The 16,127-nt window shown below is 49.6% G+C and carries 14 protein-coding genes; 2 read left to right on the forward strand and 12 right to left on the reverse strand.

Annotated features, from left to right (window positions below):
• Window positions 1-5: 5 nt before the first annotated feature.
• Window positions 6-617 carry a DUF4390 domain-containing protein gene (locus tag ACNI29_RS08180; protein ID WP_419781711.1) on the reverse strand — a complete coding sequence of 204 codons (612 nt, stop codon included), beginning with the start codon at window positions 615-617 and terminating at the stop codon, window positions 6-8.
• 149 nt (window positions 618-766) lie between these two features.
• On the opposite strand from ACNI29_RS08180, the gene ACNI29_RS08185 reads away from it, so the two are divergent.
• Together ACNI29_RS08185 and ACNI29_RS08190 are read left to right on the forward strand one after the other, a co-directional pair.
• Window positions 767-4,480: a DUF748 domain-containing protein gene (locus tag ACNI29_RS08185; RefSeq protein ID WP_419781712.1), complete on the forward strand. Its 3,714-nt coding sequence runs from the start codon at window positions 767-769 to the stop codon at window positions 4,478-4,480.
• Between the two features lie 151 nt (window positions 4,481-4,631).
• On the forward strand, window positions 4,632-4,850 hold the full coding sequence (locus ACNI29_RS08190) for a YtxH domain-containing protein (protein ID WP_419781713.1): 219 nt from the start codon (window positions 4,632-4,634) through the stop codon (window positions 4,848-4,850).
• Between the two features lie 51 nt (window positions 4,851-4,901).
• On the opposite strand, the gene ACNI29_RS08195 is transcribed toward ACNI29_RS08190, so the two are convergent.
• From ACNI29_RS08195 to pseI, 11 genes are all read right to left on the reverse strand, one after another.
• On the reverse strand, window positions 4,902-5,885 hold the full coding sequence (locus ACNI29_RS08195; RefSeq protein WP_419781714.1) for a dTDP-glucose 4,6-dehydratase: 984 nt from the start codon (window positions 5,883-5,885) through the stop codon (window positions 4,902-4,904).
• Window positions 5,873-6,865, reverse strand: a complete 993-nt coding sequence (locus tag ACNI29_RS08200; protein ID WP_419781715.1) for a Gfo/Idh/MocA family oxidoreductase — start codon at window positions 6,863-6,865, stop codon at window positions 5,873-5,875. The genes ACNI29_RS08195 and ACNI29_RS08200 overlap by 13 nt, the downstream gene beginning before the upstream one ends.
• A gap of 4 nt (window positions 6,866-6,869) precedes the next feature.
• Window positions 6,870-7,484, reverse strand: coding sequence for an acyltransferase (locus tag ACNI29_RS08205; RefSeq protein ID WP_419781716.1), 615 nt, complete (start codon window positions 7,482-7,484; stop codon window positions 6,870-6,872).
• A gap of 104 nt (window positions 7,485-7,588) precedes the next feature.
• Window positions 7,589-8,746: a glycosyltransferase gene (locus ACNI29_RS08210; RefSeq protein ID WP_419781717.1), complete on the reverse strand. Its 1,158-nt coding sequence runs from the start codon at window positions 8,744-8,746 to the stop codon at window positions 7,589-7,591.
• A 4-nt stretch (window positions 8,747-8,750) separates the two neighbouring features.
• A complete protein-coding gene (locus tag ACNI29_RS08215) occupies window positions 8,751-9,287 on the reverse strand; it encodes an acyltransferase (RefSeq protein WP_419781718.1) in 537 nt (178 codons plus the stop codon).
• Between the two features lie 24 nt (window positions 9,288-9,311).
• Window positions 9,312-10,409, reverse strand: a complete 1,098-nt coding sequence (locus ACNI29_RS08220; protein WP_419781719.1) for a DegT/DnrJ/EryC1/StrS family aminotransferase — start codon at window positions 10,407-10,409, stop codon at window positions 9,312-9,314.
• 42 nt (window positions 10,410-10,451) lie between these two features.
• A complete protein-coding gene (locus tag ACNI29_RS08225) occupies window positions 10,452-11,489 on the reverse strand; it encodes a lipid II:glycine glycyltransferase FemX (protein ID WP_419781720.1) in 1,038 nt (345 codons plus the stop codon).
• Between the two features lie 70 nt (window positions 11,490-11,559).
• A complete protein-coding gene (locus ACNI29_RS08230; protein ID WP_419781721.1) occupies window positions 11,560-12,675 on the reverse strand; it encodes a radical SAM protein in 1,116 nt (371 codons plus the stop codon).
• Window positions 12,676-12,766: 91 nt separating this feature from the next.
• Window positions 12,767-13,633: a polysaccharide deacetylase family protein gene (locus tag ACNI29_RS08235; protein ID WP_419781722.1), complete on the reverse strand. Its 867-nt coding sequence runs from the start codon at window positions 13,631-13,633 to the stop codon at window positions 12,767-12,769.
• Window positions 13,630-15,051, reverse strand: a complete 1,422-nt coding sequence (locus tag ACNI29_RS08240) for a capsular polysaccharide export protein, LipB/KpsS family (RefSeq protein WP_419781723.1) — start codon at window positions 15,049-15,051, stop codon at window positions 13,630-13,632. Before ACNI29_RS08240 ends, ACNI29_RS08235 begins: the two co-directional genes overlap by 4 nt.
• A gap of 24 nt (window positions 15,052-15,075) precedes the next feature.
• Window positions 15,076-16,125: a pseudaminic acid synthase gene (gene pseI / locus ACNI29_RS08245; protein WP_419781724.1), complete on the reverse strand. Its 1,050-nt coding sequence runs from the start codon at window positions 16,123-16,125 to the stop codon at window positions 15,076-15,078.
• Window positions 16,126-16,127 lie beyond the last annotated feature (2 nt).

A 16,127-nucleotide genomic window follows, 5' to 3' on the forward strand; every position in this document is an offset into this window, starting at 1 on the left:
TGAACTCAGTAAGTAAAATCCAGTTGGTAAGTGGCGGCGGGGATTATATCCCATGACCAGAAAAAGAGCGTGTTTTTAAGCCATGCCGGAACTTCGGTCCGGTCGAGTTGTACTTTCAGACGCAGGTTGTAACGTTCACCGCGCTGGAGAGTCGACCACGGCCCAAGATCAAGGATGATACTGTTCCATTCTTCCCGGAGAAGGATGCTTAGGCTCTTGTTTTTTATTATTTTTTCGCTGCCCTGCTTCTCCAGCACGAATTGTTTTGAAAGGGAATCGAAGTAGAGTTTGTTGGAGTATGTTTTGCCCGCCACTTCAGAATCCATCCACATACTTTTGTGCTCAAATAGTGAGGCTTTGCAGATTAATTTAAGCTTGATTCCGTCCAGCAATGCTTCCTCAACCTGTGTGTCGGCATTCAGCTCAATGCCGAAGCGGGCCATGATTGATCCGGCCTGATTGTCGAGGACCATGTTTTTAAGCTTAAGCGAGCTGGCCTGCACTGTCGGGGGAAGAAAAAAAATCAGCAGGAAAAGGCATACCAGAATCACCTGCCGGACGTGAAGCCAAGGCCGGGTAAAAAGGTATTGTTCATTTGTAGATGTTTCCGCTTTCATTAGAAAATCCCCTCCCTTTTCCTAAGCTAACCTACCAGCCGCCAATCATTTGTTCAACACTCTGATTGCTGGAGTATCTAATTGATACGGAACTGTATTTTCAGTAGATAATAATGTATTACTAAGGAATCCGAATTATAAGCGGAGGTATGAAGAATTCTATGTTCAAAAAAATACTCGAGCAGTGGAAAGGTTTGAACCGTCCGGGCAAGGTTGGGGTGGTCATGTCCGCAGTGCTCATATCCTATACTCTTGTCGGCTTCCTACTTATTCCCTTTACGATTAAAAAAGTTGCACTCTCCCAGCTTCCGCCATTGTTGAATAGGCCGGTACAGCTGGAAAAAGTCGAGTTCAATCCTTTTTCGCTGAATCTTTCTGTTTACGGATTTGAGATCGGCAAAAAAGAGGGCGAAGGTAGTCTGTTTGCATTTAAGCAGTTTGACCTTAATCTCGATTCTTTTTCAATTTTTCGCCTTTCCCTGATTCTTGATGAAATAAATCTTGTCGAGCCTCTGGTGGATTTGTCCATCTTCAGGGGCGGAAGCAGTATTTCCGACCTCATTCCGGAAGGGGATGTGGAAGAAGACGGGCTGGAAGAAACCCCGAAAGAGAAAAAGGACCTGTTCCCTTTCATCATTCGTGATCTGATTGTCAGCAACGGAACCTTTAAGCTTCACGATAAAGTCCGTGATGTGAATCACGTGGTTTCCGACATTGAACTGTTTATTCCTTTCACCTCATCGCTCCTGCGTGATAATGCAAAGAAGGTTCAGCCCAGTCTTGAAATGATCATCAACGGCACTCCTTTTGCCCTGACAGGCCATACCCTGCCGTTTAACCAGAGTATGAAGACCCAGTTCGATTTTTCAATCAAGGATGCCCAGCTTGCAGAATACTGGCCGTACCTGCCGATCTATAAAACCACCGAGCTTAAAAGCGGTAGTCTGAGCACGAATCTGGTTCTTGCCTTTGAGCGCGGTGATGCTCTGCTGCCCAGAGTTACCATCAGCGGTAAGGCAAGCGTTTCAAATTTTAATCTCGCAGCTCTAAAAGGACCGTCCCTGTTAAAGTTCAAAGAACTCGCAGTGGATGTAGACGAGATGCGGATTCTGCAGCGTCTGGTCAAGATCTCCTCCATCAGGCTGGATGATCCATACCTCAAGGTTGGGATCAAAGAAGACGGCAGTCCCGACCTGCTTGATTATCTCGCCCCGTCCATTGAAGCCGGGGAGGAATCCAAAAAAACTGAAGATGGATCGAAGGCTGAATCCGGTCCGGCTCTGGCGGCATTGATCAAGGATTTTAAGCTCAATGGCGGGCAGGTTGATTTCAGTGACAATGCTTTCGGTAAAGGGTTCACCAAGAAAATCGGGCCGATCATGGTTCATGCCGGGAATGTCACTACTGCGGAGAACGCCGCCGGAACGTGGGATTTTCGCGTGGGATCGAATTCCACGGAAATCATCAGCGGGCAGGGCGCAATGACAGTCATTCCTCTCGCTGTTAACGGTTCGGCCTTGGTCGAGGATCTGAATATTCCCGATTATCATGCCTATCTGGATGAACCTCTGCCGCTTGATGTTGCCGGAGGCAAGGTTGGACTGGGCAGTGATTTTCAGTTCGCAGCAAACAACGGGACAATGCGTCTGGATAATATCCGGGTCAATGTTACCGGGCTTGATTTGCAGCCCAAAGGCGGTGGCAAGACTCTGATCGGCCTGGACGGATTTGCGGTCAGCAACGGCACTGTGGATATCACGGAAAAGTCCGTGGTCATTGATTCCATTGATCTCAACAAATTGTTGATTAATCTCATGCGTGACAAGAAAGGCATCGACCTTATTAAGCAGCTGGAGAAACATCAGCAGAATACTAAAGCCGGAAAAGTCGGTATTCCCGCAGGGCAGTCCGCAAAGTCGGAGGAATCTGCAGAGTCAGATGACTCTGAAGCTGAGCCTTGGAAGATCGCTCTGAACAGGTTCAGGATTGCTGATTCCGGTCTTGAATTCACAGACCGGGCGGCTACAAAGAAGACCGTCACCAGCATCAGCGATATCAAGGTAGGTGTGGACGGGCTTACCTTTCCTGAAAAAAAGCCCCTGAAGCTGAACTTTTCTGCTGTTGTCAACAAGCGGGGCTACATCAATGTCAATGGACAGGCCGGGCCGCAATCCCTGCAGGGAAAGGGACGTGTACAGGTCCGCAAGCTTCGGCTGCGTGATTTCAACGGTTATCTGCCTCCTCAAATGCAGCTGAATATTGCCCGCGGACATCTTGATGTGAATGGAGATTGGGATTTTTCCGCTGAGAAAGAGCCTTCGGCAGGATATACGGGCAAGGTGCAGTTAAAAGATCTGCTCATTCGCGACAATCAAGGTAACAAGCAGTTTTTTCATCTGGATGATCTGGCTGTGCGAGGCATAGATTTTCGTTCTGCCCCGTTCAAGGTTAAGGTAGGTTCCATTGCAGTCCTGAATCCCAAGGCCAATCTTGAACGTGAAAAAGACGGAACCTTTAATATCGGCCGCATGCTGACCGGTGAACGTGCCGAGCCTGTAAATGAAGAGATTGTTGAAGAACAGGCTGAGGAGGCCGCTAAAAAGGCCGAAGCTGCGCAGCAGAATGGTACTACGCCAGCCCTTGGGATTGCCGAGTTGAACTCTCCTACTGAAGAGGAAAAGAAAGACAATAATATCTTCATAGATAAGATTTTTATGACTAACGGTACAGTCAGTTTCAGGGATTACGTTGTGTCACCGGCCTTTGAACTGGATATTTCCAAGATGCGTTCCGCTGTGCGCGGGTTGGAACTTCCGCGTGGTCAGCGCACGGATCTTTCATTCAACGCAACTCTTGATAAACAGTCTCCGTTGGTAGCAGAAGGGTATCTGCAGCCAACAGCGGACGGTGCGGATACTGATATCAATGTTTCGCTGGCAAATTTGGATATGACCCAGCTTTCGCCTTACACTGAAAAGTTCATTGCCTATCCGGTCAGCACCGGGATGCTCAGTTCTGATGTTGGTGTTAAGCTACGCGGTAAATTTCTTGCTGTGGACAACGTCTTCGATATTTATCAGTTTGAGGTGGGCGAGAAGGTCGATAACCCGGATGCACCCAACATTCCCATCGGTCTCGGGCTGGCCCTGCTCAAGGACAGCAGCGGGAATATCCGTTTGGATATCCCGGTTGAAGGTGATCTTTCCGATCCGCAGTTTAAGCTTGGACGTGTTATTGGAAGGGCCATAGTCAACCTGCTGGTCAAGGCGGTTACTTCGCCTTTTGCCTTGATCGGTGCTCTTGTAGGCGGTGGCGAGGATATGGATGTAATGGCCTTTGAACCGGGCAAAGATGGCTTCAAGGAAGGCGAGCAGTCCAAGATCGAGTCTGTGGCCAAGGCCATGACCGATCGTCCGGGATTGAAACTTGAGATCAGCGGCTTCAGCGCACCGGAAGATATTCCGGCCATGGAAGAAGCCGAGTTCCGCAGGCAGGTTGCCATGCCTAAATTCCTTGAGCTTGAGGGTGATGAAAATGCTCCGGCTTCAGTTGAGGATGTAGTCATCAGCGGGGAAGAGTATCCCGAGTATCTGGAAGCGGCTTATAAGGATGCGACCTTTGAAAGACCGACAAACTTCCTCGGTATTGTGGTGGCCCAGCCTGTGCCGGATATGGAAAAGGCTTTGCGGGATAATATCACGATTACCGATACCCAGTTGGCTGATCTGGCAAGGCGCAGGGCGGAAACGGTGCGCACTATTCTGGTGGATCACTCCGGGATTGATGCAGGACGCGTTTTCCTCAAAGGCATGTCCGCCACTGGAAAAGGAAGCGGCCCGCGTGTTGAGATCGGCTTACAGTAATTTTATTTGGATGCCTCCGGCGGCGCTACCGCGGGTCCCTCCGGGGGCCAGAGAAACTTTTTGTAAAAAGTTTCTCTGGACTCTTCAAAAACTTTTATTAGGGCTTCGCCGTTTTGGATGTAAGTTTTGTGTGATAATTTTGGAGGTTCTTATGACGTGGATGAAAAAAATTATTTATGTGCTTTGTCTTGTCGCTATGATGGCGGTTGTTTCCGGATGTGAAGATACTGACGGCGCGGGCGAGAAGCTCGGCAAGCAGTTTGATCAGGCCATGGAACAGGCAAAAGATAAGATGGATGAGATGGGTGATCAGGCCAAGGATCAGGCCAGAGATGCTTTGGACAAGGCTCGTGAAGCTTTGGATAAGTAAAATCAGGCAAGAATAAAGGGCGTACACGGTGTTTCCGTGTACGCCCTTATTTTATCCGCGCTTAATATTATCGACATACCAGTCGATGGATTTCTTGAGGCCTTCTGCAAAGGAAGTCAGGTTGTATTCAATCATACCCTTGAGCTTCTCGTTGCTGGCGTTGTGGCAGAGAACATCTGAACAGCGGGACGGCTTGGAAAGAATCTCACCTTCGTACTTCATTTCCGTGGCGATGGTTTCAATCACTTCCTTGATGCTGATCTGGTTGTCAGTGGAGATGTTGATTGATTCGCCTTTGGGAAGTTTGCCGTAGACGTTCATGATCGCGTCCACTGTGTCGGTCACGTAGATGAAATCGCGGCTTTGTTCGCCTGTGCCGTGAATTTCAAGGGGAATGTCGTTCAGTACTCTGAAAACAGTGATGGGGATAACTCCGGCCAGTTCGCCTTTGTAGTTCTGGCGGGGACCGTAGTTATTGAACGGGCGCACGATGAAAGCGTCGAGATCGTACATGCGCACGTAGGTTTCCACGGCGAGGTCTGCTGCGGCCTTCCCTGCTGCGTAGAGGGTGGTCGGGTTGCGGGGATGCTCTTCATCCATTGGCTCATAAACAGCTGTGCCGTAAACCTCGGAGGTTGAAAAATGGCATAAGGTTTTGAAGGCCTTCTTTCTCTGGAATTCCAGAAGGTTCATGACCACCCGGGTGTTCGTTTCAAACGAATTGGAGGGGTTCATGAAAGAGTAGTTGAGGGCCTTGGTGGCGCAGTTGAAGACGATGTCGATGTCGTGGCGCTCGAAAATATACTCAAGGGAAGTGGCGAATTCCGCATCGTCGCGGTAGAGCTTCGCTCCCCTTTTCAAGGCGTCTTCCAAATTTTCCTCGGAACCGAGGAAGAGGTTGTCGATGATGATGACCTCTTTGGCCTGCATATCAAGCAAACGGTCAACCAGGTGGCTGCCGATAAAACCGGCGCCACCTGTGACCAGAATAGTGCTTCCTTTAATTTCAGGACGCATTTGAATTACCTTTTGCATTTGTTGTGGTTACCGCATTCGACTATCTTCAGTGCCAGTGCGAGGGCTTCCATTCCGTCTTCGCCGGTAACGAGCGGGGTGGATTTGTCGCGGCAGCACTGCATGAAGGATTCGATTTCAACGCGCAGAGGCTCTTTTTTCTCAACTCTGAAGCGGGTGAAATCGCCTTCGGAAACACCGAATTTGGTTTTGAACCATTCGGTTCTTTCGCTTTGTTCTGCGGCGTAGTTGGCATGAAAAGTGAGATTCTGGTTCAGGTAGTCCACAGTGAACATACCGTTCTCACCGGTAACGCTTACTTCTCGAACCTTGGTGGGAGTAACCCAGTTAACATCGAGGATACCGAGAATGCTGTTCTCAAAGCGGAGCAGGCCGAGAACGATGTCTTCGTTGTCAGTGTTCATTACTTTGGAAACATCAGCAGTCATGCTGGAAACTTCAGACTGGGCGATGTTACGCATCATGTCCAGTTCGTGGGTAGCGAGGTCGCTTGCCACACCTACGTCGGTGATACGTCCCGGATAGGGCGACTGGCGACGGGAGTGGATAGTGAAAATCTTTCCGAGTTCGCCAGCTTCGAGTCTTTCTTTAAGCTGGGTGACTGCGGGGTTGAACCTTTCAATGTGTCCGACCTGCAGAACTCTGTTCAGGCGCTTGGCTTCAGCGATCATTTCCTGCGCTTCTTCAACGGTCTTGGCGATGGGTTTTTCAACCAGAACATCGATACCGGCGGCGAGGCAGTCCATGGTGGCCTGACGGTGCAGGTAAGTGGGCAGGGCGATGGTTACTGCATCCGGCTTCTCTTTATCGAGCATTTCACGGTAGTCAGTGTAAGGAGTACCGCCGTAAAGCCCGCAGAGGCGTTCGGTCTGCTCAACATTCTGGTCGCATACACCTACAAGTTCAGAATCTTTAATGTCAGAATATAAACGGACATGATGTTGGCCCATCATGCCTGTTCCGATAACTGCTGTTTTCATTTTGTTAATCCTTTTTAATTAGTTCCGGGCAGGCCGGAAGAGTTATTTCTTTATTACATTCCGGGCAGATAACATTTTCTTCTTCAATGAGATTGTTCCGCTCCGGTAATTTTGTTCCGCATGGGCAGACAAACCCTTTGATGCGTGCAGGGTTGCCGTATGCAAGGGCGTAGTCAGGGATATCCTTGGTCACTACGCTTCCAGAGCCGATGATGGCCCATTTGCCGATGGTGGTATTGCAAACGATGATCGAGCCTGCACCGATTCCCGCACCTTCCTTGACCCGGGTCTCGTAGCATTTCCAGTCCCGGTAGTCCTGCAACCTCCCGTCCGGGGTGACTGCACGGGGAAACATATCATTGGTAAAACAGACGGAAGGTCCGATGAAAACTCCGTCTTCGATAGTTACCCCACGGAAAATATTGGCGTAGTTCTGGACTTTGACCCTGTTGCCTACAACGGCCCCGAAATCAATAAAGGCGCCTTTGCCTATGATACATTCAGAGCCGACTTTGGCCTTTGCCCTGACCTGCACATTCTGCCAGAGATAAGTATTGTCCCCGACACTGGCAGATGGATCTACGTCCGCACTTTCATGCTGATAAAAATTTTGTTCCATTAATTTTACCGATCTATTGCTTGTTGTCTGTAATGCTAATGCAAAGATAAATTAATTCCTGTGTAGTAAAAACTTCAAAATGCATAGCGGAAATTTTTGATTAATCAGTTCTTGTAGGCGTTAATTTCCCATCCGTAGTCTTTAAATTTTTTTCCTGTCAATAAGTAAATGTAAAATAAAATTTTATCATAAACCACGTCTGTGCGGTGCTGCCTGTGCACCCAACTGTATGACTGTTCGGATTTTTCATTGATAAATGATGCCTCCGCGCAGCCCATTAAACAGTCATATATTTCGTCTTCGCTCCAGCAGTTGATGACCGGAGGGGTGTCTCCTCCGTATTGCAGTCTGGAACAGTTCTCATTCACATACATCATAACGGGACGCCCTGCTGCCATGGCTTCAATGGCAATCCCGCCCAGTCCGCCGACGTCGAACTGGTCCACCACAACGTGGCAGTGTGCGAATTCTTCGAAAAGTTCATCCCTTGAAAGCGCATCTTTAAGGATAAAGCTGTCTGCCACGCCGGATTCCTGAATCATTTTCTTGGCCAGATCTTTATCCGCCCCCCTGTATAGGAGGGTACACTTGGCGTTCAGGCCGCTTTTAACAGCGCGGATGAAGGCCCTGATGAACCTGTCGTTGCCTTTGGAAGAATAACGCTCATTTTTGTTATCTGTGGCCTGCCAGTCCAGATGAGAGGGATGGAAAAAATTGATTGTTCCGTCCTGGGCCGGGAGATCAAGCCTTTCCTCCGGTAGTCTGAACGCAGGGAACGGCATCAGGTATACCCGGGGTATTTTAAACTTCACCGCGTTTTTCAGGCTGTGGGGATAATCAACAATCCAGTTCATGGCCGAAAGACGCAGGTGCATCCGGAACAGAAAAGCTTTAATGCTTTTTTCGGCCACGAATTCAAGCATATCCGATCCGGTGGCGATGTTTACCACTGGGGGGAATGCGGGCAGCAGGCTGAGCGGGTAGATGGTCTTTAAAGGACCGAGCACCGCTCCGGTGAAGCTGAAAAGCGCAGCGCAAGTACATGCCTTTTTGAAAAAATCCACGGGATTGCTGTAATTGTAGATTTCGAATCCCAGATGTTTTTCCTGATAAAAATCATCCACAATTTCCTGTCCGGCAGCGGATTTTTTCCTGAAAACTACGACTTTTACACCCAACTCCGCCAGTGATTTGGCAGTGTTGAAATCAACAAGGGCCAAGTCCCCTATTATTCCGATGTCATAGTCTTTCTGCTTAGGCATTTGCTTACCTTTCCCTGCTGCGGATAAGTTTGGCCGGTACTCCGCCGATTATCGAGTATTCCGGGAAATTCTTTTTAACAACGGCATTGGCGCCCACTAGGGTTCCATTTTTCAGGGTCACGCCGTGCATGATCATGGCACCGATGCCGATGTTCACGTCTTCTTCAATGACGATGGGATCGAAAAAGAGCGGCTGAAAAGAGGTCGGCAGGGTGGGATCGTCATGGGTGTGTTCGCAGGGATGGATTTTTACCTGCGGGCCGATGCCTACGTAATCGCCGATGGTCAGGCCGCCTGCACCGATGATGAAGCACTGCTGTCCGATCCAGACGTTGCTGCCGATAACGATGTCGGATTTATAGTAACCCTTAAGGATTGTATCGTGCCCGATGTAGACATTATCGCCGATGGAAATATTCTCGGGGTGGAAAATGCGCACGCCGTCTTCAATGATGACATTTTCACCGCAGGACTTGAGCAAAGACAGGTCGGGGGTTCCGGGGCCTTCGCTTTTGAATTGTTTGGGAGTAAAATCAAACATATTGACCTCTTAGATGCTTTTTGATCAGGAGTTAATGATGTCCGCGACGTTATCTGCCACGAACAGTGCATCGACGCCGTCGTAGCAGGGCAGAGTGATGGTGGTCTGCTGCAGCTTTTCTGAGCCGGGGTTCACGGCGTCGTATTTCTCCCGGTAGTAGGTCAGGCCGCTGAGGCAGTATGTGCCTATTGTCGACTCGATATTTCGTTTCGCAAGGGCGGAAACCAGAGCGTCGCGGTTACATCCTTCAGGAACCCTGTACACTAATGACTGGCAGTTTGTAATTACATTCTTGTTTACCTTCTGGGGGATGAATCCCAGAGGCATCAGTTTTTCATCGTAGGCGGCTTTGATTTCGTTGCGGGAGCTGACGATGGAATCCAGTTTCTTGAGCTGGGCAATGCCCATGGCGGCCTGAATCTCGGTCATGCGGAAGTTGTAGCCGGACTCCACAAAATCAAACTGTCCGTCGGCGATTCTTGCGCCGTGGTTAAGCAGGATTTCCAGCTTCTCCGCATACTCGGGATTATTGGTGGTGATTGCACCGCCCTCACCGCAGTTGAGCAGCTTGCGGGGATGGAAGCTGAAGCATGAAAGGTCGGAAATGTTGCCGCATTTGATTCCGTCCAGAGAGCTGCCGATGGCGCAGGCCGCATCTTCAATCAGGGGTAGACCATGTTCGGCGCAGATTGCTTTGATTTCATCAAGGCCGGAAGGGTTGCCGAAGGCATCCACAAAAATAACGGCTTTGGTCTTTGCGCTGATTTTGGCCCGCGATTCAGCGGCGGTCATGTTGTATGTTTCAAGGGAAACATCAGCGAAAACCGGAGTTGCTCCGGCATCTTCAACAACGTTGGCTGTTGCCGGAAAGGAAAAGTCTGAAACGAGAACCTCATCCCCTGCGCCGATTCCGAGCAGTTTCAGGCAGGCGTAAAGGGCTGTGGTGGCGGAGGTGGTGGTGAAGCTGTGCTTGGCCCCGGTATAAGCGGAGATGTCTTCCCTGAAGCCCGCGACATTGCGGCCCTTGGTGAACCAACCGGACTCGAAGATCGCTTCGAACTGGCTCTGGACTTCATCCAGGCTGACGTAAGGTTTAATCAAAGGAATTCTATCTGTGCTCATTTCTTTTCCCTTTTCTGTTGAACCCGCAGGGGTGTTGATTGCTTAAGTTCCGCTTAAAATTCGTTTTATGTACTTAGAAACATCCTGCCTGAAAGGAATGAGGTCCTTGATGCAGATGGGATATTCGCGGTAATCACCGCCCCATTTCTTTTTGAAGAACCGTATCCCTTCTTCTTTCGGCGTGCCGGGCGCGGGGTTCACTCCGGCGAAGTCAAAATATTTCAAACCCAAACGACAGGCATCATTAATAGCCGCCCAATGCAGTGCGTCCTGAGCGGGAATCCCCTGCTTCATGGCTTCCGGGGCAATGCCGTAGCCGAAAGCGTGCGCTCCCTTGCTTAGGGTCTGTACCCCGAGGCAGGCCAAAGGCTGGCCGTCTTTCATGGTCAGGTAATAGTGCGCCCCCTGTGCGACATTCTCGGTCCAGTCCTCAGGGCAGGCTGCGAAACGGTTGGCGGCAGTGGTTTCTTTGATCATGTTGAAAGTGGGAACGTATAGATCGCAATACTCATCCCAGCGTTCAATTTTTTTGACGCAGGCTCCTTTTTTGTCCGCCTTCCTGATTGTGTTTCTTACCTTGCAGGAGAAGCTTTTGAAGATGTCTTCTGCGGATCGTTCCAGATCGAGAAAATATGTGCCCCATTTTTGGACCGTATAGCCGCAGGATTTAATCTCAGCTTCGGGCATGATTCGGTCGCCGGGGAAATATGGTGGGATCAGTCTTACATGCGTAGCCACGTGTTTCAGGGCCAGCATATTTATGTACTTGAAGACCTTTGCAATATCGGCGTCACTCACATCCGGAGCAAACACAGGACCGTGCACGGACTCGAAGTAAGGGAAAGGTACTTTCTTCTTCTGTTTGACCTGATCGTAGTAATATCTTTTGAGCAGCAGTGCCTGTCCGGCAACCCGTCCCCTGATCAGCAGCCGGATGTAATAAGGCTCGGTCTTTTCCTTGGTGTACAGCACATGGGCATAGCCGGAGCTTTGGTAGTAGGGAGAGCTGCTGCATACCGCATTGTTCCATGAGTCCCAGTCTGCGGGGCGTTCTTTGCTGAAAGTAATATTTGTATTCATTCTGGCGTATGTTCTTTTATATGAGAGGGAAATTTATTTCCTGAGCGTGTGGCGAATTTAAAGCTGCTGATCAGCTGCGCCCGCTTGGGCAGTTCTTACAGAAACCGTAGCTGCCCTTGTTCTTTTTGTAGTTGCTGCGGAAGGTGCGCGCTTTTTTGCTGTTCCACGTTTCGAAGAAGCCCTGCTCAAAAGCGTTCCCGTAGCAAAGCTCCTGCGGCATGGCCGAGTGCGCAACACAGCAGGGATAGATGGAACCGTCGGTGTTAAGCATGGCTCCCCCGTAAACTCCGGGGCAGGTTCCTGCGGGCGCGTTAAGCAGGTTCATGTCACGCATTGAGTCAGTCTCTTTGTCGTATCTATAAATATTGTACTGGCCCATTTTGCGGGGATGCCACTCTTCGAAATTATCCAGAGTCGTGGTGGAGGGTAATTCCATGAGTGTTTTCAAGTCCGGGGAAGGGATGATGAAAGCATCGTAGTAAATCTTGACGAAATCAAATCTGCTGAACATCTCCTCAAGCTTTCCGGCATCGTCTTCGGTGTATCTGTTGACCAGAAAGCGCAGATGGACCGCCGGACGCTCTTCACGGGATTCCAGTATCTCGCAGTAGCGGGTTACTTTCTCAAGCACTTTTTCAATGTTGCCACCGATTCTGTACTTGGAATAGCTGTCTTGAGTGGTGCAATCGACACCAAAGTGAACTTTGTTGAGTTCGGTATCGGCCAGCTTTTGCGGGTCGAAGACGCTGCCGTTGTGTTCAAGGGTAACGGCCAGACCCTTTTCCGAGGCATAGCCGAGCATTTCATAGATGTTGGGGTGCAGAAAGCTTTCCCCGCATCCGGTAAGGGAGATCATCCAGACGTGTTCATGAATCTCGTCGATAAATTTCTTGTATTTATCGAAGTCCATGAAGCGGTCACGTTTTTTCAGGTGTTCCTTACCGCCTTCGATTCCGTGGAAACAGGAAGGACAGCGGTAGTTACAGGCTGTGGTCGGTTCAATGGAAACCTGTGTGGGGTAATAGGGCAGGCGGCCTGTATACTTTATGTAACGGTTTAATTTTGATGAAAAAATATTCATCAACTTCTTAAACCTGAACTTGGAATTGTATACATAAAGCAGCTGTTCCAAGGCTGAATCTTTCCTGATGAATATGGAAAAGCTGTCTTTAAAAATGGCTTTCATCCCGGCTCCTTCTACATCCTTATAAGCTTATACGGCCTATTTTTCTTCACTTCTTTGTTAGATAAAACTGAACAAACTGTCAACGAGCCCTTTATTTGAAGAGGTCCCGATAGTTGATGGTGCTAATCTGGTTCGAGGCCAGAGTTGAAAGTATATGCTCTAATTTATTGTTGTTTATTATATCGTAAGGGTCAAAGTAGTGGGTCAGGTAGAGTTCCTTTTCCGCCACAACTTTGATTGTGTCCGAGAATTCTTTTTTGAACAGCTCGTCGTCACCGAGAAAGGGATTCTTTTTGCGCAGCATATTCCATGAATCGAAAATGGCCAGCGGGAAGTTGAGGCTGCATCCTGTAGGTATCTCGGTGATGCCGTGGGAATGCAGTGACGGGGCGGCGTAGCCCTTGTAACCGCAGGCAGCGGTGGAGCTGCTGTACTTGTAGCCCAGTTCGGCAAGGATGGGGTAGACGCTGTCGGTATGAAGGTTTCCGTAATGCGGAGTCCTGAACCCGATACATTCCACATTTAGAATCCGGGAGAAAACTTCGTGCGCTTTAGCAGCTTCTTCCTTCTGCTCTGCGTAGCTGAGCCTGTTGAAAAAACGGTCCGGTGCCCAGTGCGGGTTATCCGGGTGGGTGTAAGTGTGGTTGATGATTTCATGCCCTTCATCCACAGCCCGTTTGTGGATATCAGGGTACTTTTCCACAAATTTTCCGATAACCGCCAGCCCGGCCTGAATGTCATATTTTTTGAGCATATCCAGCAGGTAGGGAAATGCTTCAATGTCCTTTTCAAAGTCAAAGTCGAAGGTCAGGGTGTAGGCGGCCCGCCCCAGTGGATTCTGCTGCTTGGACATGTAGCCTGCGAAATATCCGGCAGGATCGGTGCGGTGCACCAACTCGCGCATCAGCCTAGCGGCGTAGCGGTTTTTATATGGTCTCAGGAGCGGTCCCCAGATCATTTCAGTTCCCCGGATTCGTATAGTGCAATTTCATCAGCCAGTCCCTTGGCGACCAGCTCCCCGCAGTTTTTGCGGACCATGAATTCTTCTTTGGAAACGTAGTTGGAATATTCGTAGGAAGCCTGATGCAGCCCGGCTACGAATCTGACTGTTTCCGCCGAATCGGCCTTGATGGATTCTATTACATCCCAGACCTGACGGGGATGCTCGATGCTGACCGTGTTTTTGCACAGGTTGAAATAAGGATTGCCCAGACAGATAACCGGAACGTTGGTGGCAATGCTTTCTAGGCCGGGAGACGTTCCGGTGGCAACCACAACTGCCTCACTGCGCAGTATTACTTCGCGGGTAGGAAAAGAAGGAGCCAGCATAACCACGTTGGGCAGGTTTACGAGTTCACGGTAAAAAGAAGGCGGCCTGTTGCCGAACCCTGCCGGATGTTCCTTGATTACAACGGTGTAGCCGTACTTTCCGTGGATGGCTATCTGTTCCAGCATGTGTTCCTGATTGGCAAATTCAGGAACCTGCGAACACATGGTCGCTTCCGGTGTCAGCTGTAGGAAATAGGAAACAATTTTTCCTTCAGGCAGTTCATTTGAAAAATATTTTTTTGAAAGCAGACGGTTTTTCAGCCTGATGAGAGCGGGAAAAAGGGATTCCCCATGTAGAGATCTTTTGATCTTGCTGATAAACTCCTTCGGGCTGTAGGGCAGCATTTTTTCGCCCATCTTGGCGTGATAGGCATCATATCCGGTCTGGGGCTTTTCTGTCCTGTACTTGGCCACAGCCTGTTCAGCCCATTTCATGCTTTCTGCACTGATCTGGTCATTCTTCAGGATCTGTTCCAGCTTAGTACTTCTTCTGTACTGGCCCGAGACTATCCTGACCCGCATTTCACCACCGATGGGGTTGATTTCGTGGGCAAAGGCCTGCCTGATAATTCCCTGCTTGGCCATTGCGGTAAGAATTGTGGTGTTCAGCAGATCGACGGTTTCGAAAAAGGCATATTTGACGTTATGCTTCTTGATGATAGCGTCCAGCAGGTTGTAGTCGAGTAACAGACGTTGCGGAGTTATCGCGTTTGCGGCTTTGTTTTTATGGTCGTTGGCGTAGCGGTTAACGAATTTTTCATACAGGAAGTAGTTGATATTGAAATTGTAGCAGTTCATGCCGAGGGTCTTTTCAATCTCTTTTACCTGTTCCAACTGTCCGGCGGTCAGCTTTTCAATCTCCGCTTTGTTGATCGCTTCGTCATGCCAGTCTTCAAGGGCAATGCCTTCAACCGCAGCATAAAGTGCTCTGTTTTCATCGGTAACGGCAACGACGATGTTGTAGTCCTGCTTGAGATTGTTGATGATTTCAATAAAGAAAGCATCACATCTGGCGCGGCTGAGAAATAAAATTGTCGGCTTGTTCATTGATTTATCCTTCTGCATCTGCTGCTAAATGACGAGATCCCAAGAGAGCGGGGTTCCTGCTTTTACGGCTTTCCTGAATTTCCTGCCGATCAATTCTTCATAGTGGCGGGTATGAAGTCCGTATCCCGGACGGACGCAGCGGATATTTTCCGCGCTGACCGCATCCCCTTCGGCAGCATCTGTGCTGATGAAAATAGATTTACGGAAAATTTTCCCGGCGTTTTCCTTTTCAGTGATCTGGTAGTTGACCCTGCCCAACGCTTTTTCTGTGTTGCGGATGGCTTCGACCATTGCTTTCAGTTCCGGTGCTTCCAGTGAAAAAGCACTGTCCGGTCCGCCGTCTGAGCGGGCTTTGATGAAGTGCTTTTCAATGACGCATGCGCCCAGAGCCACAGCCGCTACCGGAATTTCAATGCCCATGGAATGGTCGGAAAGACCGCAGGGCAGGCCGAAAGTCTGCTGCATGTTCTGGATTGTTTTCAGGTTCATGGATTCTGGCGGCGCGGGGTAAGCACTGGTGCACTTGAGCAGCAGCAGTTCTTTACCGCCCGCTTTGCGGAAAGCGGAAACAGCCTCGTCAATCTCTGATAAAGTGGACATCCCGGTGGACATGATAACCGGTTTCCCGGTGGCGGCAATCTTCTTGATCAGCGGGATATCGACGATTTCAAAGGAAGCGATCTTGTGCACAGGAACGTCCATTTCTTCCAGAAAGTCCACCGCAGTAGCATCAAAAGGAGTGGAAAACAGGTCCAGTCCCAGCTCATTGGCGATCTTCATGAGCTTCGGCTGCCATTCCCAGGGGGTCATGGCTTCGCCGTAGAGATCATGCAGGGTGCGCCCTTCCCAGAGGGTTCCCTTGCCGATTTTGAAATATTCGTTGTCGCAGTTCAGGGTCAGGGTGTCCGGGGTGTAGGTCTGCAACTTGATGGCATCGACCCCGCATTCTTTGGCGATGTGGATGAGTTCCACTGCGGCATCAAAATTCTGGTTATGGTTGGCCGACATTTCGGCAATGATATATACGGGATGGTCCGGCCCAATGAGGCGTCCGTTAATAGAAATAGTGCTCATTT

Origin of the sequence: Maridesulfovibrio spiralis (SeqCode), from assembly GCF_048571135.1 — a bacterium.
GTDB classification, from domain to species: domain Bacteria; phylum Desulfobacterota; class Desulfovibrionia; order Desulfovibrionales; family Desulfovibrionaceae; genus Maridesulfovibrio; species Maridesulfovibrio spiralis.